Genomic DNA, 24371 nt, shown 5'->3' on the forward strand with positions numbered 1-24371 from the left:
CTTATAAGTTCCCAGCCCGATTTTAGGCGCGCCGCTCCCATTACGCATAGCGCGCTGCTCAATGAAAGAGCTTCAACAATTTCAGCTTAATTTCAAGGCAGCAACAGGCTGATCCCCGTGGTTTTACGTCCTTCCAGATCGGTATGCGCCTGGGCCGCATCCGCGAGGTTGTAACGCTGATTGATCTGCAGACGGACGGCACCGCGCGAGACGATGTCGAAGAGGTCGTCGGCCGTTGCCACCAGGTCCTCGCGCCGCGCCACATAGGTGAACAGGGTGGGCCGGGTCGCAAACAGCGATCCCTTCTGCGAAAGGAGCGCCAGGTCGAACGGTGCAATGGGGCCGGAGGATTGTCCGAAACTGACGATCATTCCCATCGGGCGCAGGCAATCGAGCGACGACGTAAAAGTGTCCTTGCCCACCGAGTCGTAGACGACATCGCACATCTTGCCGCCGGTGATGTCGCGCACCGCGGCGACGAAATCGGTATCGCGGTAGTTGATCACGTGATCGTAACCATGCGCCTTGGCCAGTTGGACCTTTTCTTCCGAGCCGGCAGTGCCGATCACCGTGGCGCCGAGATGTTTTGCCCACTGGCCGACGATCAGGCCAACGCCGCCGGCGGCGGCATGATAGAGGATCGTGTCGCCGGGCTTCACCTTGAAGGTGCGGCGCAGCAGATATTGCGCCGTCATGCCCTTGAGCATCATGCCGGCAGCCTGCTCGTCGGATATCGCGTCTGGAACCTTGACCAGACGGTCGGCGGCGATCACGCGTTCTTGCGCATAAGCGCCGATCGGGCCGGCATAGGCGATGCGGTCACCCGGCGTGAGCCAGTCGACCCCCTCGCCCACGGCCTCCACGGTGCCGGCTGCCTCGTTGCCGGGGATGAACGGCAGTCCGTCCGGGGCCTTGTAAAGGCCCGTGCGGAAATAGACGTCGATGAAGTTGAGCCCGACCGCCGTCTGGCGCACGAGCACTTCGCCGGGCCCCGGTTGTGCGACCGTGACATCCTCGTAGGTCAGAACCTCCGGGCCGCCACAGGCATGGACTCGAACGGCTTTAGGCATCTCTTGCTCCAACTGCTCCAAGTTTGGGAAAAATCTGCATGATTGCGCCGATGATGTACAAATAGACCGCCGTGGCGGCAATCCCGGCCTTGACCGCCATGTGCGCGTCCAGATCCTGCAGCAAGGCGACGACCCCGAGCAGGCACCAGACCAGAAAGACCGTCAGGTTGATGGCGCGCAGCCGTTTGACCCTGACGGGGTGCAGAAAATGGATCGGCGCGAAGGTCAGGACGGCCGACAGGATGACGGCCGCCAGCGAGATCCATTCGCCCGGCTGGGTGACGAAAAGCGTGAAGACGATCATGTTCCACACCACCGGAAAGCCCTTGAAGAAATTCTCCTTCGTCTTGATTCCGGTGTCGGCGTAATAGATGGCGCTCGTTATCACGATGATGGCCGCCGACAGGAACGACAGCCCCTCCCCCATGAAGCCGCTCTGATAGAGCGCGAAGGCGGGGATGAGCACATAGGTGACATAGTCGATGATGTTGTCGAGCATGTCGCCGGACCAGGTGGGCAGGACCTCGCGAACCTGCAGCTTGCGCGCGATCGGGCCGTCGATGCCGTCGACGAACAGGGCAAGGCCGAGCCACCAGAACATGGCCGTCCAGCGCATCTCGCTGGCCGCGACCAGCGACAGAAAGGCCAGGAACGAACCCGAGGCGGTGAGAAGATGCACCGAAAAGGCCTTTGCCTGCGGCGCCGTCACTTTCCTGCGTGTCGAATGTTGATTCACGGCCGTGGTCATCCCGGCATGCAAATGATCTGGAGACGGACGGGCGCGGCCCACGCATCTTGGCGCGGCTCGTAACCCGGATGTCTTTGTGTCGTGAGGATACCGCCGCAAACCGTCATCTTTGCCAAGCCTTCATTGTCGGCGTGTGACACTACAGCCAGCACGGCAGCCCGCACAAGCACTTACGACCGTTACTCCGCAGACAACAAGTGGACAATCGGTCCGGTTGATCGGCCACCCGGCTCGGGCCTATAGCTACGCGTGAGGTGTCCAGCATCCGGCGGATACCGGGACCGGAGATGATTGCCATGGGCAAAAGCGAAAGAACGGACATTCTGGTTGCCGGAACGGGTCCGGCGGGCCTGATGGCGGCCCTGGCCTTTGCCGATGCCGGATTTGCCGTTCACCTGGTCGGCCCGGCCGTCCGCACGGATGACGCCCGCACCACCGCCCTCATGGCGCCGTCGTTGCGATTCCTTACCGAGATCGGCATCGCCCAGCATTTGATTGCCGAAGGGGCGCCGTTGCGCACCATGCAGATCGTCGACGCGACGCGCCGGCTGGTACGCAGCCGGCCAGTCCGCTTTAGCGCCAACGAAATCGGCGAGGAGGCGTTCGGCTACAACATTCCCAATACGGTACTGCATCGCGAACTGGAAGCGGCGGTCAAAGACCGCTCGGCCATTTCCTGGACGCAAGGTTTTGTCGAGCGCTGGCATATCTCGCAAGACGGCATAGCCGCCGAGACCGACCGGCAAGTGCGCATCGAGGCGCAGCTGGCCGTCGCCGCCGATGGGCGCAATTCGTCGGCCCGCGAGGCGACCGGCATTACGGTATTCCGCCGGTCGCTGCCGCAGGCCGCACTCGTCTTGAACTTCAGCCACGAGGCCGACCACCAATTCGTTTCGACCGAGTTCCACACCGAGACGGGCCCGTTCACACAAGTTCCCCTGCCTGGCAGGCGCTCCAGCCTCGTCTGGGTGCTGTCGCCGCAAACGGCCGAGGCCCACGCAGCCTTGCCGGACGAAAGATTGTCGCGGCTGATCGAGGAGCAGATGCAGTCCATGCTCGGCCGGGTGACGGTCGAGGGCCCGTGCCAGGTCTATCCGCTGACCAGCGCTCTGCCCGCCACTTTTGCGCGCAATCGCATCGCCCTGGTCGGCGAAGCAGCGCACGTCTTTCCGCCGATCGGTGCCCAGGGGCTCAATCTCGGCATCCGCGACATCAAGGATCTGGTCACAGTTTGCTCGGCGCGGCGCGAAGATCCCGGCGCCGACCGGGCCCTGGCGGACTATTCGCGACGACGCCGGCCCGACATCCTGGCCCGGTCCGGCGCCGTCAATGCGCTGAATGCATCGCTCCTGAGCGATTTTCTGCCTGCGCAGTTGGCCCGCAGCATCGGCCTGGAGGCGCTGTCGGCCCTTGCGCCGCTGCGCGGTTTCTTCATGCGCGAGGGCCTGCAGCCGGGAAGCGGGTTCGCCCATGCGCTCTCACGGGGACGCGAACAGGTCCGGCGGTAATGTCCCGCTCTTGATGAGATAGATCAGCGCCGTCACGGTGAAGACCGACATGATTGTCGTCACGAGCACGGCGGCTGACGCACGCTCCACCCAGAAGCCGTATTGCTGGGCGATGACGAAGACGTTCGTCGCGGTCGGCAGCGAGGCCAGAAGCACGGCGGTGTAGACCCAGACCGGATCGAAATCGCCGACGATGCTCAACATCACGTAGCAGATGGCCGGGTGCAGGATCAGCTTGAGCACGGCGATCAGGCCCAGTTCGTGCGGAACCCGCTTGATCGGCCGCAGCGCCAGCGTGACACCCATGGCGAAAAGCGCGCATGGGGCTGCCGCACGGGCCAGCATCTCGAGCAGTCGCGCAAGCGGGGTCGGCAATGTGACCGCGAAGGCGGCCGCGGCCACCCCGATCGCGGTCGCGATGATGAAGGGATGGAGGACGATCTTCCTGGCCACGTCGATGGCGATCTCCAACGGGCTGCGGCGCTCGCCGCCCGACAGCGCCATCATCATCGGAGCAATGGCGAAATGCAGGATGTTCTCGAAGCAGAATATCAGCGCGACCGGTACTGCCGCCTCCTCTCCGAAGGCGATCAGGGCGATGCCGGGGCCCATATAGCCGATATTGCCGTAAGCGGCCGCCAGCCCCTTGATCGTGCTTTCGCCGATCTCGCCGCCCGAGCGCAGGATCGACGCGGAAAACATCAGCGCGAAAACGAGATAGGTCGAGAAAACGGCGCCGAAGATGTAGCTCCACTCGGTCAGCTTTTCGATCGGGGTCTGGCTCAGCAATTGAACGAAAAGCGCCGGCAGCGCGACATAGATGACAAAAATGTTCATCCAGCCGAGAGCATCGAGCGGCCGCTTGACGATCCTGGCGACGAAGAAGCCCAGGAAGATGAGTCCGAAGAAGGGAAGAACGAGACCGAGGACGTCCGTCATAAAACCAAGCTCTGCAATATCGGCTTGGCGCTAAACGCTGCGTGGCCCAAGGTCAATGCCAATGATGGCCGACGCTATTGAACTCTCTTGCCGGTTGCGCCACATAGGGGGCGGTGGGTTATAAGCATGACTGAAATGAGACAAGCAAAATTCAGCATCGGCGAGGTGGTGTGCCACCGGCTGTTTCCGTTCCGCGGGGTCATCTTCGACGTCGATCCCGAATTCGCCAACACCGAGGAATGGTATGAATCCATTCCTCCGGAGATGCGTCCGGCCAAGGATCAGCCATTCTATCACCTGCTGGCGGAGAACGAAGAGGCCGAATACGTCGCCTATGTCTCCGAACAGAACCTTCTTCACGACACGTCGGGCGAGCCTGTAAGGCATCCGCAAATCGGAGATTTTTTTCGCCAGACGCCCGACGGCCGCTACGAGCCTCATGGGCCGGGCAATCACTGATTGTCGTTCATATTGATCTAACCTGCATATCTTCGCTTCAAACGTCCGTTTGAAGCGAACGCGCGCGAAGCGAAAGTAGACACAATCGAACCGCTGCAGTGCGTGTTGTGCCAAATCGCCTTGCATGGCGTGGAGCTTTGCGGTTAAGGATCGCTGCCTATTCTCCTGATGTTACAAAGTCGAGACGCTAGGCAATGTCGCTTCCAGAAAAGGCCTTCCCCGTATCCTGGGATCAGTTCCATCGCGATGCGCGCGCGCTGGCATGGCGTCTTGCAGGCGCCAACGGTGAATGGAAGGCGATCGTGTGCATCACGCGCGGCGGGCTTGTCCCTGCGGCCGTTATAGCGCGCGAACTCGGCATCCGGCTCATCGAAACGGTGTGCGTGGCCTCCTATCACGACTACACCTCGCAGGGCGATCTGAAGGTCTTGAAGGAGATAACGCCGACGCTGCTGGAAAATGGCGGCGAAGACGTGTTGATCGTCGACGACCTGACGGACACAGGCAAGACCGCCACCATCGTGCGGGCCATGATGCCCAAGGCACATTTCGCCACCGTCTACGCCAAGCCCAAAGGGCGTCCGCTGGTCGACACCTTCGTTACCGAAGTATCCCAGGACACCTGGATCTATTTTCCCTGGGACATGGGCTTTACCTATCAACAGCCGATTTCCGACGGCCAGCCCGGCTGAACGAAGTTGCGGCGGGCGGCAAACGCACCGTTCGGGCTCTTGAAACGGACCTTCCAATGCGTATTTATGCCTGTGGCAAGCCAGTTGCCTCGGCACAGACTGCATGCGGGTCCGACCTGCAGCGATGAATCAATGCATGCAGGAATTCACAGAATTCTTGCAGAGATTTGCCGAAGCGTCTGATCAAAAAGCAGGAATCAGCATAAACTGGACTGTCGAGATGACAGGGGTTTACCGAGAATGCTCGTCAACAACCGCACATGGCACCATTCGATCGAACGGCTGCGCCGTCTCCTGGGCGGTGCGCCTTCGCGCGTGCAGGTCGCCGCCCTGCCCTACCGATTGGTCGACGGCGAAACGGAGATCATGCTGATTACCAGCAAGGATACCGGTCGCTGGGTGCTGCCCAAGGGCTGGCCGGAGGGCGACGAGGCGGGCCATGATGCCGCAGGCCGCGAAGCGATGGAGGAAGCGGGCATCCGTGGCGCCATCGCGAAGGACGAAACTGGTCGTTATTTTTATGGCAAGGGCCTCAGATCCGGGCTCAAGCAGCGCTGCGAGGTGATCGTATTCCCGCTTGCCGTGGAGCAGGTCTCCAGCAAATGGCCTGAAAAGGGCGAGCGCCTTCGCCGCTGGTTCAAGCCGCACGAGGCGGCCAGGGTCGTGAATGAACCCGACCTGGCCGAGATCCTTGCCGACTTCCATCCCGCTAAGATAAGACCTTGACGCGGTCATAGACCTGAAATCATAGCGCTGCGCGGCGGCGGACGATTGTCGCTTGCCCACCGACCCCGAGACAATGGCGCGAACTGCCCGAACAGGAAATCGAATGGACGATTCAGGCTCGATGGAGCGCAAGGCTACGCTCGACAAGGACCTGGAGAAACTGGTCCAGGTCAACGAAGCCGCGGGTTTCCTGGCGCGCGGGCTGGCCGGTCCCGGTTTTGCCCTGTTCTTCATGGCTGCGGTGGCGCTTGCGGCGGCCCTGTTCACGGCCGGCGAGCCTGGTGGCGTCGCGATCATCGCCGCTGCGGCGATCGGCGCCTATATGGCGATGAATATCGGCGCCAACGACGTTGCCAACAATGTCAGTCCAGCGGTCGGCGCCAAGGCGCTAACGATGGCCGGCGCACTTGTGCTGGCGGGGATCTTTGAAACCGCCGGTGCGCTGATTGCCGGCGGCGACGTCGTCGACACGATCTCCAAGGGCATCATTGCGCCCGAAGCGGTGGCCGACCCGACGCTCTTCGTCAGTGCGATGATGGCTGCACTGCTGGCCTCGGCGCTGTGGATCAACCTTGCCACCTGGCTCGGCGCGCCTGTCTCCACCACCCATTCCGTCGTCGGCGGGGTGATGGGCGCGGGCGTCGCCGCAGCAGGCTTTGCGGCCGTCGACTGGCACGTGGTCGCCGGTATCGCGGCGAGCTGGGTCATATCGCCCGTTCTGGGTGGCGTCATCGCGGCTGCCTTCCTCGCCTTCATCAAGGCGCACATCATCTATCAGGAAAACAAGATACAAGCGGCGGTGCGCTGGGTTCCGCTGCTGATCGCCGTCATGGCGGGCGCCTTTGCCGCCTATCTTGCCTCCAAGGGTCTGCGCAAGGTGGTGCATCTTGACGGAATGTCGATCGCGCTCATCGGCATATCGACCTTCGCCGCTACCTGGGGTTTGGCGTACATCCATGTCCGCCGGCGCGCCAAGGGCATGGAAAACCGCAACCAGTCACTGCGCCGGCTGTTCAACGTCCCGCTCATCATCTCGGCCGCCCTCCTGTCGTTTGCCCATGGCGCCAACGACGTCGCCAATGCCGTTGGACCGCTGGCGGCGATCGTGCGCGTGGCCAGCGGCGGGGAAATGGCCGATGCCGTCGCCATTCCCTCCTGGGTCATGATCATTGGTGCGGTCGGCATATCGATCGGCCTGCTTCTCTTCGGACCGCGCCTGGTGCGCATGGTCGGCGAGCAGATCACCAAGCTCAATCCGATGCGCGCATTCTGCGTGGCGCTGTCGGCTGCACTCACCGTCATCGTCGCCTCGTCGTTCGGCCTGCCGGTCAGTTCCACCCACATCGCAGTCGGCGCGGTCTTCGGCGTCGGCTTCTTCCGCGAATGGTACACCGCCCATTCGCCGCGCCGTCGTGCCTATCTGGAGCGCAAGAACGGTCGCCGCATGGCCGAGCAGACCGGCGCCGTACAAGCCAGCCGCACGAAAAGCCAAGGCGATGCCGCCCGGTCGAAACCGAGCAAGCCGTCAAGTGCCGAGATCAACCGGCGCAAGCTGGTTCGAAGGGCCCATTTCACGACAATCGTAGCCGCCTGGGTGGTGACGGTGCCCGCCACTGCCGCCATCGCGGCCGGCCTGTATGCCATGCTTGCCATGCTCGGCGCCTAGGCCGTGTGGGTCGGCAGGACGGACACTCCCCTGCCCTGACGTGGGCGGATTGCGTGAGCTGTCACGCACGCCTCCCGAACGATCGTTCTGTACAAGCCGCATCTTCATCCGTCCCCGATATCCACATGATCGACATACAACATATTGGGGTCTTAGAACTTGCGCGAACGATCCCTTGACGCTCGACTGCGAGTCGCCTTTTATGGATCGGGTGTTCAGTTCGTGACGCGTGCGGCCGGGAAAATTGACCGGTCGAAATTCCAGATCTTGCTGCGTCTTTGCAATGTTGCCTGCCATGAGGGACGGGCGGCAATGGCGTTGTTTTACCTTGAGAAATGCTCGCAGCGGCGCACGAGAACGACTAGCGTAAACGAGCTGTTAATACTATATTTAGTGTTTGCGGTGATCCTATTGCCTAGATAGTGTTGCACTCGATGGAGTGAGCCACAAATCAGCAATATGGAGACGGGGGCCCGCCCGGCACGTGATCGGTCAGACGATCGGGCGTGCGGCAATGCCGGTGGACCGGCGCCGGGCGGCAATTGAAGGGGGCGCGTCTGACGACGTGGCCCGAGCGGCGGACGGCATACGGGTGTTGGGCGGAACGAGGCTGCCCGGCCGAAGTGTGCTACAAATGGAGATGAGGAAGCCAAGATGCGCATCGAACGGCGGTATACCAAGGATGGACAATCGGCCTATGCGGAGATCGAGTTCCGCAAGGCGACGAGCGAGATCAAGAACCCGGACGGCTCGATCGTCTTCCGGCTCGCCGACATCGATGTGCCGGCCCAGTTCAGCCAGGTCGCGGCCGACATTCTGGCGCAAAAATATTTCCGCAAGGCGGGCGTGCCCGCGCGCCTGAAAAGGGTCGAGGAAAACGACGTGCCTTCCTTCCTGTGGCGCTCGGTGGCCGACGAGGAGGCGCTGAAGGCGCTGCCCGAGGACGAGCGTTACGGCTCGGAAACCGATGCCCGGCAGGTCTTCACGCGCCTTGCCGGCACCTGGACCTATTGGGGCTGGAAGGGCGGCTATTTCGATTCGGAGGCCGATGCGCAGGCCTTCATGGACGAACTCGCCTTCATGCTCGCCACACAGCGCGTCGCGCCCAACTCGCCGCAATGGTTCAACACCGGGCTACACTGGGCCTATGGCATCGACGGCCCCGGCCAGGGCCATCATTACGTCGACCCGTTCACCGGCAAGCTGGTGAAATCCAAATCGGCCTATGAGCACCCCCAGCCGCATGCCTGCTTCATCCAGTCCGTCGGCGACGATCTGGTCAATGAAGGCGGCATCATGGACCTGTGGGTGCGCGAGGCGCGCCTGTTCAAATACGGCTCCGGCACGGGGTCGAATTTCAGCCATCTGCGCAGTGAGGGCGAAAAGCTCTCGGGCGGCGGCAAGTCGTCGGGCCTGATGAGCTTCCTGAAAATCGGCGACCGGGCGGCCGGTGCCATCAAGTCGGGTGGCACGACGCGGCGCGCGGCCAAGATGGTCGTCGTCGATATCGACCATCCCGACGTCGAGGACTATGTCGACTGGAAGGTGAAGGAGGAGCAGAAGGTCGCCGCCCTCGTCACCGGCTCCAAGATCGTCAAGCAGCATCTTGCGGCGATCATGAAGGCCTGCGTGAACTGCCAGGCCGACAATGACGACTGTTTCGAGCCGGCCAAGAATCCGGCGCTCAAGCGCGAAATTCGCGCCGCCAAGAAGAACCAGGTGCCCGAAAACTACATCAAGCGGGTGATCCAGTTCGCGCGCCAGGGCCACACCGACATTGAATTCAAGACCTACGACACGGACTGGGATTCCGAAGCCTATCTGACCGTCTCGGGGCAGAACTCAAACAATTCGGTCTCGCTCAAGGACGACTTCCTGCGCGCGGTGGAAAATGACGGCGAGTGGAACCTGATCCGGCGCACCGACGGCAAGGTGGCCAGGACCGTCAAGGCGCGCGATCTGTGGGAAAAGATCGGCTATGCCGCCTGGGCCTCGGCCGATCCGGGCCTGCATTTCAACACCACGATGAACGACTGGCACACCTGCGTGTCGGCCGGCGCCATCCGCGCCTCCAACCCGTGCTCGGAATACATGTTCCTAGACGACACGGCCTGCAACCTCGCCTCGATCAACCTGCTGCAGTACCGCAAGTCGGGCCGCGAACCGGGCGCACGGCCGGAGGAAGCCGGCACGATCGACATCGCGGCCTATGAGCACACGGTCCGGCTGTGGACCATCGTGCTCGAGATCTCGGTGATGATGGCGCAGTTCCCCTCCAGGGAAATCGCCAGGCTCTCCTATGAATACCGCACGCTGGGTCTGGGCTATGCCAATATCGGCGGTCTCCTGATGACGTCGGGCATTCCCTATGATTCGCCGGAAGCGCGTGGCATTTGCGGCGCATTGACGGCGCTGATGACGGGCACGGCCTATGCGACTTCGGCCGAAATGGCCGGCGAGCTCGGCGCCTTCCCCGATTATGAGCGCAATGGCGAGCACATGCTGCGCGTCATGCGCAACCACCGCCGCGCGGCCTATGGTGAAACGGAGGGTTATGAAAAGCTCGCCGTCAATCCGGTGCCGCTTAATGCCGCCGACGTCGCGCAGGCCGAACTGGTCGAGCATGCCCGCGCCGCCTGGGACCGGGCGCTGGAACTCGGCCAGGAGCACGGCTACCGCAACGCCCAGGCCACCGTCATTGCGCCGACCGGCACGATCGGCCTCGTCATGGACTGCGACACGACCGGCATCGAACCCGATTTCGCGCTGGTGAAGTTCAAGAAGCTGGCCGGCGGCGGCTATTTCAAGATCATCAACCGCGCCGTGCCGGAAGCGCTCAGGACGCTCGGATACTCTGAAGCCGAAATCGCCGAGATCGAGGCCTATGCCGTCGGCCACGGCAATCTGAACCAGGCGCCCGGCGTCAATCCCGGTGCGCTGAAGGCAAAAGGCTTCACCGACGAGAAGATCGACGCGCTGAACGCGGCGCTGAAGAGCGCCTTCGACATCAAGTTCGTCTTCAACAAGTGGACGCTGGGCGAAGAGTTCTGCAAGGAGGCGCTCGGTTTCACCGACGAGCAGTTGGGCGATTTTTCGTTCGAGATGCTGCCTGCTCTGGGTTTCTCCAAAAAGGAGATCGAGGCCGCCAACGTCCATGTCTGCGGGGCGATGACGCTGGAAGGCGCGCCGCATCTGAAGGACGAGCACCTGCCGGTCTTCGACTGCGCCAATCCGTGCGGCAAGATCGGCAAGCGCTATCTGTCGGTTGACAGCCACATCCGCATGATGGCGGCGGCCCAGCCCTTCATTTCGGGCGCCATCTCGAAGACGATCAACATGCCCAACGAGGCGACAGTCGAGGACTGCAAGGAAGCCTATATGCTGTCGTGGAAGCTGGCGCTGAAGGCCAACGCGCTTTACCGCGACGGCTCCAAGCTCTCGCAGCCGCTCAATGCCTCCCTGCTGTCGGACGACGACGAGGAAGCCGACGACCTGATGGAGGAACTGGTCGCGGCACCGACCGCCGCCCGGGCGAGCCAGGTGACGGAGAAGATCGTCGAGCGCATCGTCGAAAAGGTGGTGCGCGAGCGCGAAAAGCTGCCCAACCGGCGCAAAGGTTATACCCAGAAGGCCGTGGTCGGCGGGCACAAGGTCTATCTGCGCACCGGCGAGTTCGACGACGGCCGGCTCGGCGAGATCTTCATCGACATGCACAAGGAAGGTGCGGCCTTCCGCGCGATGATGAACAATTTCGCCATCGCCATCTCGATCGGCCTGCAATATGGCGTGCCGCTGGAGGAGTATGTCGATGCCTTCACCTTCACCAAGTTCGAGCCGGCCGGCATGGTGCAGGGCAACGACGCCATCAAGAACGCCACGTCGATCATCGACTATGTGTTCCGCGAGCTTGCGGTCTCCTATCTGGGACGCAACGACCTTGCCCATGTAGACACGAGCGACTTTTCCAACACCACGCTCGGCAAGGGCATTTCGGAAGGAAAGTCGCTGCCGGTTTCCAAGGGCCTGACACGCGGCGCGGCCTTCAAGGTGATTTCCGGCAACGACCCGAAGGGCCAGGCCGGCTCCCCTGCCCCGCAGCAGACGAATGTGCCGACGGCCTATTCGGGCTCCAATGTGCGTGCGCTGTCGACCGCGGCCCGCCCCGCCGTTGCGGAGCAGCAGGAAGCGGCGAGCGCCTTCAAGCGCGACTATGAGGAGCGGGCGAAGGAACTGGCCGAAGACGCGGCAGCCGAAGAGGCCGATGCCCTGTTCACCGAAGAGGCGGCCAAGGAGGCCTCCGATGCCAAGGCGCTGGCCGCCGAACGCCGCGCCCAGGCAGTGATGCAGGGCTATACCGGCAATATGTGCTCGGAGTGCCAGAACTTTACCATGGTGCGCAACGGGACCTGCGAAAAGTGCGATACCTGCGGAAGTACAAGTGGGTGCTCGTGAAGAACCGCCGAATATCGTATATGGAACGATGACGTATTGGCCCGGTCGCAAGATCGGGCCATTTTCTTGAGCAGGGAGTTGGCGCCGATCATGCCACTCATCTTCAGTTCCGGTCCCTATCGCCTCTTCTTCTATCTCAATGAAGGCGATCCGCGAGAGCCGATTCATGTGCATGTGCGCAGCAGCGACGGCGAAGCTAAGATTTGGGTGGAACCGCGGTTTCGGTCGCGGAGAGCTTCGGCTTCAATTCACGTCAGCTAAGGACTATAATTTCCATTGTGGAAACCAATCACGTGCAGATCGAACAGGCTTGGCATGAGCATTTCGGCGGCTGAAGTCCGCTTCGACGACCACACCATGTGGGTGGACCTAAGCGACGGCCGCACAATCGGCGTGCCGCTGGCCTGGTTTCCGCGCCTGTTGCACGCGACGAAGGCGGAGCGAGAGGATGTCGAAATCAGCCCGATGGGACTGCATTGGGATGCGCTCGACGAAGATATTTCCATTGCCGGCCTGCTCGCCGGACGTGGCGACCAGACGCATACGCGGTCCCAAGTGGCATAGGTGCGGACCCGTTGAGCCGGACCGCGCTTTCCGGCAGTCAAACGGCGTTCTCGAATCTCAAAAGGAAATGTGATTGTTCCTCAGCACCAAAAGGCTGCACTGAGGAACGCGTCTAAATGCAGGCATCGGTGCGAACCGATGTCTTGGGCGGCCGTCGGCAATGCGGCCCGCAGGCCGGGCGTATGTCCGGCAAGCCGGTGTTTCACGCCCTGCGCTCCATCATCCGCATCTGGCCGGGCGGCGGCAGGAGAATCGCCTCGTTATGGGTGGCGTGCCGCGCGCGGCCGCTGATCTCGTTCATCAGCGCCCGGATGTCGTTCGTGCGCACGCCGTCGCGCGCCATGACCTTCCTGATGATCGGCTCGTTCAGGAGCTCGTCAAGCGTGGTTTCGCTGTGAATCATGCCAAGTCTCCTCATCGCCGCCCGCAGGAGACAATCTAGGCGCGTGCCATGACTCTGTGATGTCGGTTCCGTGACAAATTTTGGCCGGTTGTTGGAAAGATTGCCACGTTTGGCACTACCCTGGCGAAACAACTGCCTTGTCCGGCCATCAGCGCAGAATGCGTACGGCCCGGCTTTGGCGCCAGGCCCCATGCACCGCCGCTTCAGCGCACGCCGAAGGGTGTCAGTCTCTCGTAGCCGGCGGCGAGGCTCAGCACCGACAAGTCGCCGCGCGGCCGGCCGATGATCTGCATGCCCATGGGCCGCCCGGCCGGGTCGAAGCCGACCGGCACGCTGATCGCCGGCAGGCCGGCCATGGTTGCCAGCGTGCACACTTCGAGCCAGCGATGATAGCTGTCCATCGCGCGCCCCGCGATCTCCTCCGGCCAATGGCATTCGACGGGGAAGGGAAAGACCTGCGCCGTGGGCAGCGCCAGATAGTCGAAATGCTCGAAAAGCCGCACCACGGTCTGATACCAGGCCGTGCGCCGCTGCGAGGCGGCAAATGTTGCCGGCGCCTCGAGCCGCAGCGCGCCCTCGGCCTCGTAGACGGCTTCGGGCTTGAGCTGCGAGCGCCTGTCGGAATCGTCGTAATGCGCTTTCAGCGCACAGCCGCTCGTGGCATGGCGCAAGGTGACGAAGGCCTGCCACAAGGCCTCGAAGTCGAAATCCGGCACATGGGAATCGACCGTCGCTCCCGCACCTTCGAGCTGTGCCAGGGCTTGCGTGCACAGGTCCAGAATGCCCTCCTCCACGGCCAGATGGCCGCCGAGATCGCCCATCCAGGCGATGCGGGCGCCCTGTACGCGCGGAGCCAGCCCGGCCAGGAAATCCTCATGCCCGTCGAGCGACAGCGGCGAGCGCGGGTCGTGTCCGGATTGCACGCCGAGAAGCAGCGCGATGTCGGCGACGCTCCGCCCCATCGGCCCTTCAATCCCCATTTGCGACATGAACGCCTCGAAATTGGGACCGCCGGGCACGCGGCCTTGCGAGGGACGGAAGCCATAGACATTGTTGTAGGCTGCGGGATTGCGCAGCGAGCCGCCCATGTCGCTGCCGTCGGCCAGCGGCAGCATATGCAATGCCAGGGCCACCGCGGCGCCGCCGCTCGAGCCGCCGGCGGTCAACCGATGATCATAGGCGTTGAGCGTCGGTCCGAAGACGGGATTGTAGGTGTGCGAGCCGAGCCCGAATTCCGGCACATTGGTCTTGCCGACGATGATGGCGCCGGCGCGGCGGATCCGCTCGACGAAATAGTCGTCCACATCGGGCACGTGGCGCGCGAAGATCGGCGAGCCGAATGTCGTGCGCAGCCCCTTGGTGAGAGCCAGGTCCTTGATCGCGATCGGCAGCCCGAAAAGCGGCCCAGCTTCGACGCCCTGCGCCAAGGCCGTATCGGCAGCGTCCGCCTCCGCCAGCAATTCCTCCCGCGGGCGCATGGAGACGATGGCGTTGACGTGCGGGTTGACGGTCTCGATGCGCGAGATAAAGGCGTCCATGATCTCGCGCACGAACAGCCGCCGCTCGCGGATCGCTCGTGCCAGTTCGATAGCCGACTGGCCGCATATCGGACCCGGCGACGGAAACCGACCTGAGCCGGGCTCGAAATCCGCTGTCACACCGTCCTCCATTCCTGCTGTGACGCCCATATTCAAGGACAGGGATTGCCGAAGCGCTGATGAATCGCGTCGACCGCCTCCTGCATCTCCTGCGTCCACTCTACATCGGCCGAGTCCAGCGCCATAGCCAACTGGTCGAGATTCGTTGCGCCGACGATATTGGATGCGACGAAGGGCCGGCTCGTCACAAATGCATTGGCGAACAGGGCCGGCTCCATGCCGAATTGCCGAGCGAGCTCGTTATAGGCAAGGATCGCCTCGCCCGCATACGGCTTCTCGTAGCGCTGGAGACGGTCGAAGAGCTGTTTGCGCGATCCTTTCGGCAGTGCGCCATGGTCGTATTTGCCGCTCAGATAGCCTTGGGCCAGCGGCGAATAGGCGAGCAAACCGATATCCTCGCGCTGGCAGACCTCGGCCAGGTTCACCTCATAGGTCCGGTTGACGAAGCTGTAGGCGTTTTGCAGCGTGGCAATACGCGGCCCATCACCGCGCTCGCTGGCGGCTACAAATCGCATCACGCCCCAGGAACTTTCGTTCGACAGTCCGAGATGGCGGATCTTGCCCTGCTCGACCAGGTCACCGAGAACGGCCAGCGTCTCTTCGATGGGCGTCTCGTCGTCAACCGTTTCACCGGCCTGGTCGGATGCAATCCCGATGCGCGTCGGATTGGCGCCCCAGGGCGTGGGCCTGTCCGGCCAATGGATCTGGTAGAGGTCGATATAATTGGTCTGGAGCCGTTTCAGAGACTTTTCGACCGCGTCGACAATATCGGCACGCACCAGTTTCGACGGACGGCCTCCGCGAAACCATTCATTGGCCGTGCGACCGACCACCTTGGAGGCCAGCACGACATCCCGTCGATTGCCGCGCGCGCGCATCCAGGTGCCGATGATCTCTTCCGTGCGTCCCTGCGTCTGCGCCTTGGGCGGGATCGGATAGAGCTCGGCCGTGTCGATGAAATTGACGCCGCGCTCGAAGGCAATGTCCATCTGGGCGTGGCCTTCCGCCTCGCTGTTCTGCTCGCCCCATGTCATCGAGCCGAGGCAGATTCTGGAAACAGATAGATCGGTGCGGCCGAGACGGCGCTGTTGCATGGTAAAGCTCCGGATTGCGATCGCGGATGGCGCGCTGGCGCCGCCGCCGGGAAAGACGCCGCCTTATAGACCAACTGCCGGTGTCGTCAAAACCGCCCGGATGATCAGCGTCGGCGCTTCGTCACCTTTTTCTTCACCTGGTCGATCAGCATGTTGGCGATGCGCATGCGGATCTCGGCACGCTCGCGCAACGCCGGGTCGACACGGTCTGGATGGTTGGCAAAGGCGAATGCGCGGCGGATGCGGTCGATGTCGTGTGGAATCCGGTTCGCGGTCAGCGTGAGTTCGCGAGCAATTTCTGCCGGATCGATCGAAGGCAGCGGGGGAGCGGGATCGGGTGACTCGATTCCGGGAGGATTGTCGATGGCAATCGGCGCGCCCTGTGCCCGGGCATTCTGCCGATAAAGATCGGCAACCACCTCGCCCGGCACGCTGGCGAAGAAGGCCTCGGCGGCATCCTGCGTGCCGACATAGCTGAACGGCATCGACGCATGGCCGCGTGCGGCCGAAGCGCCATCGCCCTCCTCCGCTTCGCGCGCCCTGGTCTCGATCAACTCGTCAAGCAGCGCGGCGAACTCGCTCTTGGAAAAATCGCTCATCGTCAATTCCCGATCCACCGGGTGCGACGCTGCCGCGCCGCCGTCCATAGCGTGTCTAACCGGAGAATGTGCATGATGACTTAACGCAAAGCATCGGAAATCCTTGCCAATTCTCGTACGTGGCTAGTCCCGAACCACAGCCGGTGTCCGATCACCCGCAATTCGCCTTGCGGCGCATGGCTGGCATGCGATTGCTGCACTGCAACATCGGCGCTGCCTCACCTATATTGAAGGCGGGAAAGATAAGGAGAAATCAGATGAGCTATTTCGGCAAGCTGTTTCAGCGCCCCGCCGGTGACAGCCACCGCTACCGCGAGGCGATGTCGTTCCTCAACCGGATGTCCGCTGCCGATCGGGCCGATATCGGCATCAAGCCGGCCGATTTTCCCGGCATGGCGCGCCGGATGGCGAAGAACTGAACCGGGCAGCTGCTGCGCCGCAATTTCATCGGCCTTCACACCACCGCCGCAATCTTTGCCAACTCTGGCCGGTGCAGGAGGTGGATTCGATGAGCGGAATTGGATTGCGGGGAATATGTGTTGCCGGCATGGTCTGGTCGCCGGTGGCGGCGCTGGCCCAGGAAAGCGTCTATCTGGACGACCGGTCCGACCCGGTGGCGCTGGTTGAATCCTACTATAACGCGATCAACCGCAAGGAATTTGCCCGCGCCTGGGGCTATTTCGGCGAGGATAAGCCGGCTCCCGATTTCGATGCGTTCGCCGCCGGTTTCGAAGGCACGGACCGTGTCGATGTGCTGACTGGTGCCTATGGCGCCGAGGGTGCGGCGGGCAGCGTCTATTACACCATAGCCGTGGCCATCCGGGCCGTTGACGAGGATGGTACGGATTCTGTCTTTGCCGGTTGCTACACGGCGCGGCTCGCCAATCCGCAGATCCAGTCGGATCCGTTCGAGCCGATGCATCTCGTCGAAGGCGCGCTGGAGCCGGCCGACACGTCGCTCCAGGAGGCCCTACCACCGCAATGCGGCGACTCTCCTCCCCTCACCGCCCTGGAACGCGACGCGCAAACCGCCGAGCGGCTGCTGCGTGCCGCCCATGGCGAGGAATGTTCCCGGACCCTTCCCGACGGAGCGGATGTCGAGCCTGAAAGCCATACGATCGCCTTTCGCTACGCCAGCGACGGTCCGGAAACGGCGGAGCGCAAGGCGCATTTGTTCCGTTTCTATTGCGGCGCGGGCGCCTACAACGAAAACCACGTCTACTATCTCGCAGACGAGGTGGGCGGGGTGCGCGAATTGCAGTTCGCCTCGCCCGAACTGGATATTCGCTACGAGAACGACAATCCCGAGGAGAAGGTCGACAGCATCCGCACCATCGGCTTCGAGACCGGCCCCATGCTGGTCAATTCAGGCTACGATCCCGAGACCTACACCATCATGTCCCACAACAAATGGCGCGGCATCGGCGATGCTTCGTCGACCGGCACCTGGCTCTTTCGAGACGGCCGCTTCACGCTCGTCCGCTACGATGTCGATGCGTCCTATGACGGCGAGATCAATCCCGAAACCGTGCTCGACTACAATTCAGGACCGTAGCGGCATCAATCACCGAACCCCTGCCCGGCCTCGCGCGGTTTCAGCCTGATCAGCCGCGAATCGAGCACGGCCGCCTGGCGATGCACCACGGCCTTTTGATAGTCCGGGTCCTTGACCATTTCGACGAAGGCGGCGCCGGAGGGATATTCGGCGATGAAGCAGCGATCCCAGCGCTCTTCATCGGGTCCGATCAGCATCAGGCGATAATCGCCCGACCAGGCGATGCGTCCACCCACGCGGCGGAAGATCGGTCCGCTCTCGCGGCCATAGGCTGCGTAGGCCTGCCAGCCGGTCGCCTCGCGGCCGTCCGGATAGGCGGCCTTGTCGCGAAAGCGGACCAGGTTGAGCATGTGGATCGGCCCTTCCTCGGCCAATCCGCGAAATGCGCCGAACATTTCGCGGGTGGGATCGACATATTCCTCGCCCATGCAAACGCCTCCTCACTTGTTTCGGTATCATCGCTGCGACAGCATCCAGTTCAAGGTTTCGCGCCAGTCCGTCATGCGGATGGGCGTGCCATGGCTGCCGGTCTCGAAGCGCACGAAACGGATCGGATAGCCGGGCGCGTGGCGCCGAACAGTGTCGAAGAATGCCCGCTGCCGGTCGATCGGAAAGACGCTGTCGCGGCTGCCATGCGCCACGAGAACGGGCACCCGGCGACGAAAGGCCGGACTGGCCAAGAAGCGTTCGTCCCGGTCGGAGCCGAGCAGGATCAGCCCGCCCAGCCTTTCGACCACTTGGCTGCCGCCGGCCATGCGCCAGCACAAAATGCCGCCCATCGAACCGCATGCGATGAAGACCGGTGCATCGGACGACGTGCGGCCATAATATGCAATCAGCCGGGAGACCGCGGCGGCCCCGCCCGCGCCGAAATCGGGGAGATCGATCGTCAGGTAGAGCCCGCCATTTCTTGCCATCAGGTTTTTGATGCGGTTGAAATTGCCGCCGAAGGTGAAATCGTTTGCGCCCTGCATCCGATTGCCGCCCTGGCCGTGCAGATAGATGGTGATGATGCGCGCGCCATCGGTGCGCCCGACCGCGATGTGGCGAATGCCGTCCACGACGAGATCCTGCTGGCTGCGGCGCACGCCGAGATCGACATAGGCGGCCTGCACGCGCCGTTCGGGCACCGCGTCGCGCCGGTTGATGTCGCGCAACTCCCGATAATCGACGGCAATCGCGGCGCCGTCGTCCGTGCTCGACAAAATGCCCGGATAGCCGAAGAGCCGATCCTTGTATGGCTTCAGTTCCACAGCGTCGGCCCATCCCGTCCCGCAGGCCGCGATCAGGATCGCCGCCGGCAAGACCAGCAATCGCGCAAGGGACGTGACAGGGATCATCCCGAACGATCAGCCGCGCCAGCGGCCTCGAGGGAGCCACCTGCAGCGTGCAAGGCGTCGGGTGTGTCGACATCCATCGTCGCCGCCCGGCCGATCTCGACATCCACGACCTCGACGCTGCCGTTTTCGACGATATGGCGCGCCCCGGTATCGCCTTCGAGCGCCGACACCGCGCCAAACAGCGAGCGCGGCAGGATCACCGGATTGCCGCGCTTTCCGCCATGGGTTGCCCGCACGACCACACGCCCGCCATGCGCGTGAAAGGCGGCGATCAGGCGGTTCAGGTCCGGTGTCGTCAGGTCCGGCATGTCGGCCAGCACGACCATCGCCCCGGCAGCGGCCGCCGGAAGTGCCTGAATGCCGGCTTTGAGAGAGGTTGAAAGTCCAGCCGCATAATCATGATTTTCAATGACAATCACTTCGATACCATTGAGGGCATCGGTGATTCTTTCGCCCTGGTGGCCGATCACCACGCTGGTCGAGGCGGCGTCGGAGGCAACGACGCGTGCGGCGGTTCGCCTGACAAGCGGCACGCCGTCGAAGCGCGCCAGGAGCTTGTTCGGGCCGCCCATGCGCCGCGACTGTCCGGCAGCCAGCACGACTGCATGAACCTCTGTGTGGCGTGCGCGCGCAGCCGTTTCGCGCGGCTGCGGGCGTTCGGCGATTTCCATCAAAAGACCGCCGACACCCATTGCGGCGATGTCGCGCCCGCTTACCGGCAGATCGGCCATCAGCCGGTCGAGCACCCAGTCGAAGCCGTTTTCCCGCGGACTGCGGGCGCAGCCGGGCGCACCGAGAACGGGCTTATCGCCCAGTCGACCGAGCACCAGCAGATTGCCCGGATCGACCGGCATGCCGAAGCGTTCAACGATGCCATCGACCTTGCGGATGGCTGCGGGAATTACGTCGTCCGGATCGCTGACCGCGGATGCCCCGAAAATCAGGAGCAGGTCGCATGTCGGCGCGGCCTCGCCGATCGCTTGGGCAAGCGTGTCCTCGTCATGCGGTGGCCTGTGCTCGCCCGCCAGCACGCTGCCCGACCGCGCCAGGCGTTCTTCTGTTATGCGGCGTGTCTTGTCGAGCACGCTCGCCTTGATGCCCGGCAGCGCCGTCTGGATGAGTGCGACGCGACGCGGCCGATAGGGTTGGACACCGAACGCACGGCCGCCGGCGCATCGTTCGACGGCCGCTTCGACCAGCCCCTTCTGCACGGCGAACGGGATGATCTTGACCGTCGCAATCATGCGGCCGGCCTCGACCGGTTCGAATTCACCGAGCGTGGCCAGTGTGATTGCCGGATCGACGGCGTTGATGGCGTCGACCATGGCTCGATCGACGGTGAAAACGCCGGCGGCCAAGGCATGGATATTGACGCGGCCGGTTGCGGCAGGCTTGACCTCGACATTCTCGCTGCCGAGTGCGGCCGCGATCCGGGCCGCCGCCTCATCCTCGCCAATGTCATCGGGGCCCAGAACTGCGGCCGTGACCTGTTCAATGCCCGCCTCGCACAGTTCGGCGATATCGGCGGCGGTCAGGCGATGCCCCTTCTTGAATTTGCGGCGCCCGGCCATGACGGCGTGCGCCACGGTGGCACCCTGTGCCTCGGCTGTTGGAACGGGTCCGAACTTCACGCCGCCTTGCCTTCCCTCTTGTCGGCGAGCCCCCGCCTGCGAAATGCCGCAATGATTTCGGCCAGCACGGCGACGGCGATTTCGGCCGGGCTTGCCGCGCCGATATCGACGCCGATGGGCGCATGGATGCGGGCGAGCATATCTTCTGACAGGCCGGCCGCGGTCAGGCGGTCGAGGCGCTTGGCGTGGGTCTTTCGGCTGCCCAGAGCTCCGACATAGAAGCAGCCCGTTTGCAGGGCCGAAACAAGCGCCGGATCATCGATCTTCGGATCATGGGTCAGCGCGGCGACCGCCGTATAGGGATCGAACGGATGTTTTTCGAGGACGTCCTGCGGCCATTCGGCCAACAGCGGCACGTCCGGGAAACGCTCCGGTGTGGCGAAGGCCGTGCGCGGATCGATGATCTCTACGTCGAAGCCCGCGATCTTGGCCATCGGCGTCAGAGCCTGGCTGATATGAACAGCCCCAATGACGACGAGGCGCGGTGGCGGCAGATGGACATTGAGGAAAAACTGGGTGCCGTCCGCCTCGACGAGGCCCGAACGCCCCGAACGCAAACCCGCCGCCACCGCCTGGCCAAGCGCTCCGGCCACTTCGTCGCCCTCGCAAATGACCCGGTCTCGGCCGTCATCGAGATTGGTGACGAGCACGGCCGCACGGCGGGCCTCGCGCTCGGCGTTGAGCTTTTTCAGGCTATGGGGATCCATCCTCGTGCCTCAGCCCAGCCGTTCGACATAGACCTTGATCCGGCCGCCGCAGGAAAGTCCGACCTCCCAGGCAGTCTCGTCGGCCACGCCGAATTCGAGCATGGTCGCCTTGCCGCTGTCGAGCACGTCCATCGCTTCGGCCACGACCGCACCCTCGACACAGCCGCCGGACACCGAACCCTCGAAATTGCCTTCCGTATCGATGACCAGATGGCTGCCAACAGGCCGCGGCGCCGAGCCCCAGGTCTCCATCACCGTGGCGACGGCGACGTCCTTGCCGTCCTTCATCCAGGCTTCCGCGATCAACAACGGATCACGATTTTCGTCGAGATTGGCCACATGCATCATGCGCTCCTCCTGATCGAATATGGTCACGCCGCAACCCGATTGCCAAGGTCCATATGGATGCGCGGATCGGCGTCGCGCGAGCGGCCGGCCGACAGCGACGCGCAGAGATCGGACAGGGAATCGAGCGTGTGGACGGGGCGGAATTCGTCGACATGCGGCAGCATGGCGCGCACCCCGCGCGCCCGCGCCTCGAATCCGTCGAAGCGCAGCAAGGGGTTGAGCCAGATCAGCCGGCGGCACGATTTGTGCAAGCGATCCATTTCGCGCTGCAACCCCGCCACGTCATCGCGCTCGAGGCCGTCGGTAATCAACAGCACGACGGCACCCTGCCCCAATACGCGGCGCGACCAGAGCCGGTTGAATTCATGCAGCGCCTCGCCGATGCGCGTTCCACCCGACCAGTCCTCCACCGCGCGCGAACATTCCGCCAGCGCTTCGTCGGGATCGCGGTGGCGCATCTGCCGCGTCAGGTTGGTGAGCCGGGTCCCGAAGACGAAGGTGTGCACGCGGCGGCGCTTTTCCGTCAGTGCGTGCAGGAAGTGCAGAAAGATGCGCGTGTACTGGCTCATCGAGCCGGAAATGTCGGCAAGCACGACCAAGGGTGGGTGAACGGTACGCACCGATCTGAACTTCGGCACGATCAGATCGCCGCCGGTGCGCATGGCACCCTTGAGCATGGCGCGCGGGTCGGCGCGCCGCCCGTGCGGATCGGGCCGAAACCGCCGGGTCGCGATAAGGTCCACCGGCAGCTTCAAACCGGCGATGGCGCGCTTGGCCTCGGCGATCTCGCGCGCCGTCATCTGGGCGAAATCCTTCTGCCTCAGGATTTCGTTGCCCGAGACGGTAAAGCGCGCATCGACCTCGACCTCCGGCATTTCGCGTTTCTGGCGGTCCTTCTCGTGCCCGTCGAACAGGGCGCTCGCCACGCGCTGCTCGGCCGCACGCTGGCTGGCCTTTTCGCGTCTGTCGGGTGCGATGGGTGAGAACATCGCCAGCATCTTCTCGATCAGCTCGCGCGATTTCCAGAACAGCCGGAACGCCTCGTCGAACACGGCATGGTCTTCATGGCGCGTAACGAGCACGGAATGGAGCACCCAGTAGAAATCCTCGCGCGTGCCGATGCCGGCAGCCAGCACCGCCTCGATCGCATCCTTGATCGAGGCCGGGCCGACACGCATGCCGGCCTTGCGCAGCGCACGGCCGAAATAGACGATGTTGTCGGCAATGCGCCCGTCGGCATCGGCGGTTTTCGGGAGGGAGGGATTGATCGGCATCGATGCCTACCCTTCTGCCAGTTCAGCCTTCACCTCCTTGAGAAGGCGACGGCCTTCGCCCTCGTCAATGCGGGCGATGTCGTCTTGATATTTCAGCAGCACGCCCAACGTATCGGAGATGGTTTCGGGATCGAGCGCGATCTTGTCGAGCTCGGTCAGCGCGCTGGCCCAGTCGATCGTTTCGGCGACGCCGGGCGATTTGAACAGGTCGAGTTCGCGCAGTCTCTGGATGAAGCGCACCACCTCGTCCGACAGGCGCTGGTTGGCATGCGGCACCTTGCGCCGCACGATTTCCAGTTCGCGCGCCGCATCGGGATAGTCGACCCAGTGATAAAGGCAGCGGCGCTTCAGCGCGTCGTGGATCTCGCGCGTCCGGTTGGTCGTGATGACGATGATCGGCGGCTCCTCGGCGCTGATCGTGCCAAGCTCCGGCACCGTGACCTGAAAATCTGAAAGGATTTCGAGCAGGAAGGCCTCGAACGCCTCGTCGGTGCGGTCGAGCTCGTCGATAAGCAGCACCGGGGCCTTGCCGTCGCGCCCGGAAAGCGCGTCGAGGATCGGCCGGCGGATCAGGTATTTTTCGGAAAAGACGTTGCGCTCCATCGCCTTGCGGTCGGAAACGCCGGTCGCCTCCTCCATGCGGATCTCGACCATCTGCGCCGCATAGTTCCATTCGTAGACGGCCGAGGAGACGTCGAGCCCTTCATAACATTGCAGGCGAATGAGACGGCGGTCGAGCGCCTGGGCCAGCACCTTGGCGATCTCGGTCTTGCCGACGCCGGCCTCGCCTTCCAGGAAGAGCGGACGCTGCATGCGCAGGCTCAGGAAGAGAACGGTGGCCAGAGCGCGGTCGGCGACATAGTCGGCGCCCTCGAGCAGGGCCAGCGTCTCGTCGATCGACTGCGGCAGGCCGTTCCCGGTTTTGCGGTTCATTGTCT

24 protein-coding genes are annotated in these 24371 nt (G+C 63.3%); 10 read left to right on the forward strand and 14 right to left on the reverse strand.

What is annotated here, in order from left to right:
• Positions 1 to 92: 92 nt before the first annotated feature.
• Positions 93 to 1070 carry a quinone oxidoreductase family protein gene (locus GM909_RS06380; RefSeq protein ID WP_157015376.1) on the reverse strand — a complete coding sequence of 326 codons (978 nt, stop codon included), beginning with the start codon at positions 1068 to 1070 and terminating at the stop codon, positions 93 to 95.
• Positions 1063 to 1818: a phosphatidylcholine synthase gene (gene pcsA / locus GM909_RS06385; RefSeq protein ID WP_157015377.1), complete on the reverse strand. Its 756-nt coding sequence runs from the start codon at positions 1816 to 1818 to the stop codon at positions 1063 to 1065. Before pcsA ends, GM909_RS06380 begins: the two co-directional genes overlap by 8 nt.
• Positions 1819 to 2114: 296 nt before the next feature.
• On the opposite strand from pcsA, the gene GM909_RS06390 reads away from it, so the two are divergent.
• A complete protein-coding gene (locus GM909_RS06390) occupies positions 2115 to 3326 on the forward strand; it encodes a UbiH/UbiF family hydroxylase (RefSeq protein ID WP_157015378.1) in 1212 nt (403 codons plus the stop codon).
• On the opposite strand, the gene GM909_RS06395 is transcribed toward GM909_RS06390, so the two are convergent.
• Positions 3297 to 4265 (reverse strand): AEC family transporter, encoded by a 969-nt coding sequence (locus GM909_RS06395; protein ID WP_157015379.1) that lies wholly within the window; start codon positions 4263 to 4265, stop codon positions 3297 to 3299. The genes GM909_RS06390 and GM909_RS06395 overlap by 30 nt on opposite strands.
• 135 nt (positions 4266 to 4400) lie before the next feature.
• Between GM909_RS06395 and hspQ the strand changes: the two genes are divergently transcribed.
• The 7 genes from hspQ (at position 4401) to GM909_RS06430 (ending at position 12824) form a co-directional block, all read left to right on the forward strand.
• Complete coding sequence (hspQ, locus tag GM909_RS06400; protein WP_157015380.1) at positions 4401 to 4724, forward strand: heat shock protein HspQ; 324 nt, start codon at positions 4401 to 4403, stop codon at positions 4722 to 4724.
• 194 nt (positions 4725 to 4918) lie between these two features.
• Positions 4919 to 5416, forward strand: coding sequence for a xanthine phosphoribosyltransferase (gene gpt, locus GM909_RS06405; RefSeq protein ID WP_157015381.1), 498 nt, complete (start codon positions 4919 to 4921; stop codon positions 5414 to 5416).
• 240 nt (positions 5417 to 5656) lie between these two features.
• Positions 5657 to 6142 carry an NUDIX hydrolase gene (locus tag GM909_RS06410; protein WP_157015382.1) on the forward strand — a complete coding sequence of 162 codons (486 nt, stop codon included), beginning with the start codon at positions 5657 to 5659 and terminating at the stop codon, positions 6140 to 6142.
• A 103-nt stretch (positions 6143 to 6245) separates the two neighbouring features.
• Entirely contained in the window at positions 6246 to 7808 is a 1563-nt protein-coding gene (locus GM909_RS06415; RefSeq protein ID WP_157015383.1) for an inorganic phosphate transporter, read from the forward strand.
• Between the two features lie 654 nt (positions 7809 to 8462).
• The gene (locus GM909_RS06420) at positions 8463 to 12260 is read left to right on the forward strand and encodes a vitamin B12-dependent ribonucleotide reductase (protein ID WP_157015384.1); all 3798 of its coding nucleotides are present in this window, start codon (positions 8463 to 8465) and stop codon (positions 12258 to 12260) included.
• 90 nt (positions 12261 to 12350) lie between these two features.
• Positions 12351 to 12521 carry a DUF4160 domain-containing protein gene (locus GM909_RS06425; RefSeq protein WP_235911689.1) on the forward strand — a complete coding sequence of 57 codons (171 nt, stop codon included), beginning with the start codon at positions 12351 to 12353 and terminating at the stop codon, positions 12519 to 12521.
• Between the two features lie 54 nt (positions 12522 to 12575).
• The gene (locus GM909_RS06430; RefSeq protein WP_157015385.1) at positions 12576 to 12824 is read left to right on the forward strand and encodes a DUF2442 domain-containing protein; all 249 of its coding nucleotides are present in this window, start codon (positions 12576 to 12578) and stop codon (positions 12822 to 12824) included.
• 202 nt (positions 12825 to 13026) lie between these two features.
• On the opposite strand, the gene GM909_RS06435 is transcribed toward GM909_RS06430, so the two are convergent.
• The 4 genes from GM909_RS06435 to GM909_RS25980 form a co-directional block, all read right to left on the reverse strand.
• Positions 13027 to 13227, reverse strand: coding sequence for a hypothetical protein (locus tag GM909_RS06435; protein WP_157015386.1), 201 nt, complete (start codon positions 13225 to 13227; stop codon positions 13027 to 13029).
• 203 nt (positions 13228 to 13430) lie between these two features.
• Positions 13431 to 14885, reverse strand: a complete 1455-nt coding sequence (locus GM909_RS06440) for an amidase (RefSeq protein WP_235911691.1) — start codon at positions 14883 to 14885, stop codon at positions 13431 to 13433.
• 32 nt (positions 14886 to 14917) lie between these two features.
• The gene (locus tag GM909_RS06445; protein WP_157015387.1) at positions 14918 to 15979 is read right to left on the reverse strand and encodes an aldo/keto reductase; all 1062 of its coding nucleotides are present in this window, start codon (positions 15977 to 15979) and stop codon (positions 14918 to 14920) included.
• 104 nt (positions 15980 to 16083) lie between these two features.
• A complete protein-coding gene (locus tag GM909_RS25980) occupies positions 16084 to 16578 on the reverse strand; it encodes a hypothetical protein (protein WP_235911693.1) in 495 nt (164 codons plus the stop codon).
• A gap of 257 nt (positions 16579 to 16835) precedes the next feature.
• On the opposite strand from GM909_RS25980, the gene GM909_RS25705 reads away from it, so the two are divergent.
• Both GM909_RS25705 and GM909_RS06455 read left to right on the forward strand, forming a co-directional pair.
• Positions 16836 to 16997: a hypothetical protein gene (locus tag GM909_RS25705; protein WP_198174150.1), complete on the forward strand. Its 162-nt coding sequence runs from the start codon at positions 16836 to 16838 to the stop codon at positions 16995 to 16997.
• Between the two features lie 89 nt (positions 16998 to 17086).
• Positions 17087 to 18133, forward strand: a complete 1047-nt coding sequence (locus tag GM909_RS06455; protein WP_157015388.1) for a DUF1176 domain-containing protein — start codon at positions 17087 to 17089, stop codon at positions 18131 to 18133.
• A 5-nt stretch (positions 18134 to 18138) separates the two neighbouring features.
• On the opposite strand, the gene GM909_RS06460 is transcribed toward GM909_RS06455, so the two are convergent.
• The 7 genes from GM909_RS06460 to GM909_RS06490 are packed head-to-tail and all read right to left on the reverse strand — an operon-like array spanning position 18139 to position 24366.
• Positions 18139 to 18561 (reverse strand): DUF1330 domain-containing protein, encoded by a 423-nt coding sequence (locus GM909_RS06460; RefSeq protein ID WP_157015389.1) that lies wholly within the window; start codon positions 18559 to 18561, stop codon positions 18139 to 18141.
• A gap of 27 nt (positions 18562 to 18588) precedes the next feature.
• Positions 18589 to 19473 (reverse strand): alpha/beta hydrolase, encoded by an 885-nt coding sequence (locus GM909_RS06465; protein WP_157015390.1) that lies wholly within the window; start codon positions 19471 to 19473, stop codon positions 18589 to 18591.
• Positions 19470 to 21104, reverse strand: a complete 1635-nt coding sequence (locus GM909_RS06470; RefSeq protein WP_157015391.1) for an NTP transferase domain-containing protein — start codon at positions 21102 to 21104, stop codon at positions 19470 to 19472. The genes GM909_RS06465 and GM909_RS06470 overlap by 4 nt, the downstream gene beginning before the upstream one ends.
• Entirely contained in the window at positions 21101 to 21811 is a 711-nt protein-coding gene (locus GM909_RS06475; RefSeq protein WP_157015392.1) for an XdhC family protein, read from the reverse strand. Before GM909_RS06475 ends, GM909_RS06470 begins: the two co-directional genes overlap by 4 nt.
• 9 nt (positions 21812 to 21820) lie before the next feature.
• Positions 21821 to 22159, reverse strand: a complete 339-nt coding sequence (locus tag GM909_RS06480; protein WP_157015524.1) for an XdhC family protein — start codon at positions 22157 to 22159, stop codon at positions 21821 to 21823.
• Between the two features lie 23 nt (positions 22160 to 22182).
• Complete coding sequence (locus GM909_RS06485) at positions 22183 to 23433, reverse strand: vWA domain-containing protein (protein WP_157015393.1); 1251 nt, start codon at positions 23431 to 23433, stop codon at positions 22183 to 22185.
• A 6-nt stretch (positions 23434 to 23439) separates the two neighbouring features.
• Complete coding sequence (locus GM909_RS06490; RefSeq protein ID WP_157015394.1) at positions 23440 to 24366, reverse strand: AAA family ATPase; 927 nt, start codon at positions 24364 to 24366, stop codon at positions 23440 to 23442.
• Between the last annotated feature and the right edge of the window lie 5 nt (positions 24367 to 24371).

The organism is Mesorhizobium xinjiangense (assembly GCF_009749525.1).
In the GTDB taxonomy this organism is placed as follows: domain Bacteria; phylum Pseudomonadota; class Alphaproteobacteria; order Rhizobiales; family Rhizobiaceae; genus Mangrovimarina; species Mangrovimarina xinjiangensis.

Excerpts from the sequence above, each read along its gene's own strand:
- GM909_RS06395 (WP_157015379.1), bottom strand. The coding sequence starts at position 4,265 with ATGACGGACGTCCTCGGTCTCGTTCTTCCCTTCTTCGGACTCATCTTC.
- GM909_RS06430 (WP_157015385.1), top strand. The coding sequence starts at position 12,576 with ATGAGCATTTCGGCGGCTGAAGTCCGCTTCGACGACCACACCATGTGG.
- GM909_RS25705 (WP_198174150.1), top strand. The coding sequence starts at position 16,836 with ATGAGCTATTTCGGCAAGCTGTTTCAGCGCCCCGCCGGTGACAGCCAC.
- GM909_RS06475 (WP_157015392.1), bottom strand. The coding sequence starts at position 21,811 with ATGGATCCCCATAGCCTGAAAAAGCTCAACGCCGAGCGCGAGGCCCGC.
- GM909_RS06465 (WP_157015390.1), bottom strand. The coding sequence starts at position 19,473 with ATGATCCCTGTCACGTCCCTTGCGCGATTGCTGGTCTTGCCGGCGGCG.
- GM909_RS06425 (WP_235911689.1), top strand. The coding sequence starts at position 12,351 with ATGCCACTCATCTTCAGTTCCGGTCCCTATCGCCTCTTCTTCTATCTC.
- hspQ (WP_157015380.1), top strand. The coding sequence starts at position 4,401 with ATGAGACAAGCAAAATTCAGCATCGGCGAGGTGGTGTGCCACCGGCTG.
- GM909_RS06390 (WP_157015378.1), top strand. The coding sequence starts at position 2,115 with ATGGGCAAAAGCGAAAGAACGGACATTCTGGTTGCCGGAACGGGTCCG.
- pcsA (WP_157015377.1), bottom strand. The coding sequence starts at position 1,818 with ATGACCACGGCCGTGAATCAACATTCGACACGCAGGAAAGTGACGGCG.
- GM909_RS06480 (WP_157015524.1), bottom strand. The coding sequence starts at position 22,159 with ATGATGCATGTGGCCAATCTCGACGAAAATCGTGATCCGTTGTTGATC.
- GM909_RS06380 (WP_157015376.1), bottom strand. The coding sequence starts at position 1,070 with ATGCCTAAAGCCGTTCGAGTCCATGCCTGTGGCGGCCCGGAGGTTCTG.
- GM909_RS06420 (WP_157015384.1), top strand. The coding sequence starts at position 8,463 with ATGCGCATCGAACGGCGGTATACCAAGGATGGACAATCGGCCTATGCG.
- GM909_RS06460 (WP_157015389.1), bottom strand. The coding sequence starts at position 18,561 with ATGGGCGAGGAATATGTCGATCCCACCCGCGAAATGTTCGGCGCATTT.
- gpt (WP_157015381.1), top strand. The coding sequence starts at position 4,919 with ATGTCGCTTCCAGAAAAGGCCTTCCCCGTATCCTGGGATCAGTTCCAT.
- GM909_RS25980 (WP_235911693.1), bottom strand. The coding sequence starts at position 16,578 with ATGAGCGATTTTTCCAAGAGCGAGTTCGCCGCGCTGCTTGACGAGTTG.
- GM909_RS06485 (WP_157015393.1), bottom strand. The coding sequence starts at position 23,433 with ATGCCGATCAATCCCTCCCTCCCGAAAACCGCCGATGCCGACGGGCGC.
- GM909_RS06445 (WP_157015387.1), bottom strand. The coding sequence starts at position 15,979 with ATGCAACAGCGCCGTCTCGGCCGCACCGATCTATCTGTTTCCAGAATC.
- GM909_RS06435 (WP_157015386.1), bottom strand. The coding sequence starts at position 13,227 with ATGATTCACAGCGAAACCACGCTTGACGAGCTCCTGAACGAGCCGATC.
- GM909_RS06455 (WP_157015388.1), top strand. The coding sequence starts at position 17,087 with ATGAGCGGAATTGGATTGCGGGGAATATGTGTTGCCGGCATGGTCTGG.
- GM909_RS06410 (WP_157015382.1), top strand. The coding sequence starts at position 5,657 with ATGCTCGTCAACAACCGCACATGGCACCATTCGATCGAACGGCTGCGC.
- GM909_RS06490 (WP_157015394.1), bottom strand. The coding sequence starts at position 24,366 with ATGAACCGCAAAACCGGGAACGGCCTGCCGCAGTCGATCGACGAGACG.
- GM909_RS06415 (WP_157015383.1), top strand. The coding sequence starts at position 6,246 with ATGGACGATTCAGGCTCGATGGAGCGCAAGGCTACGCTCGACAAGGAC.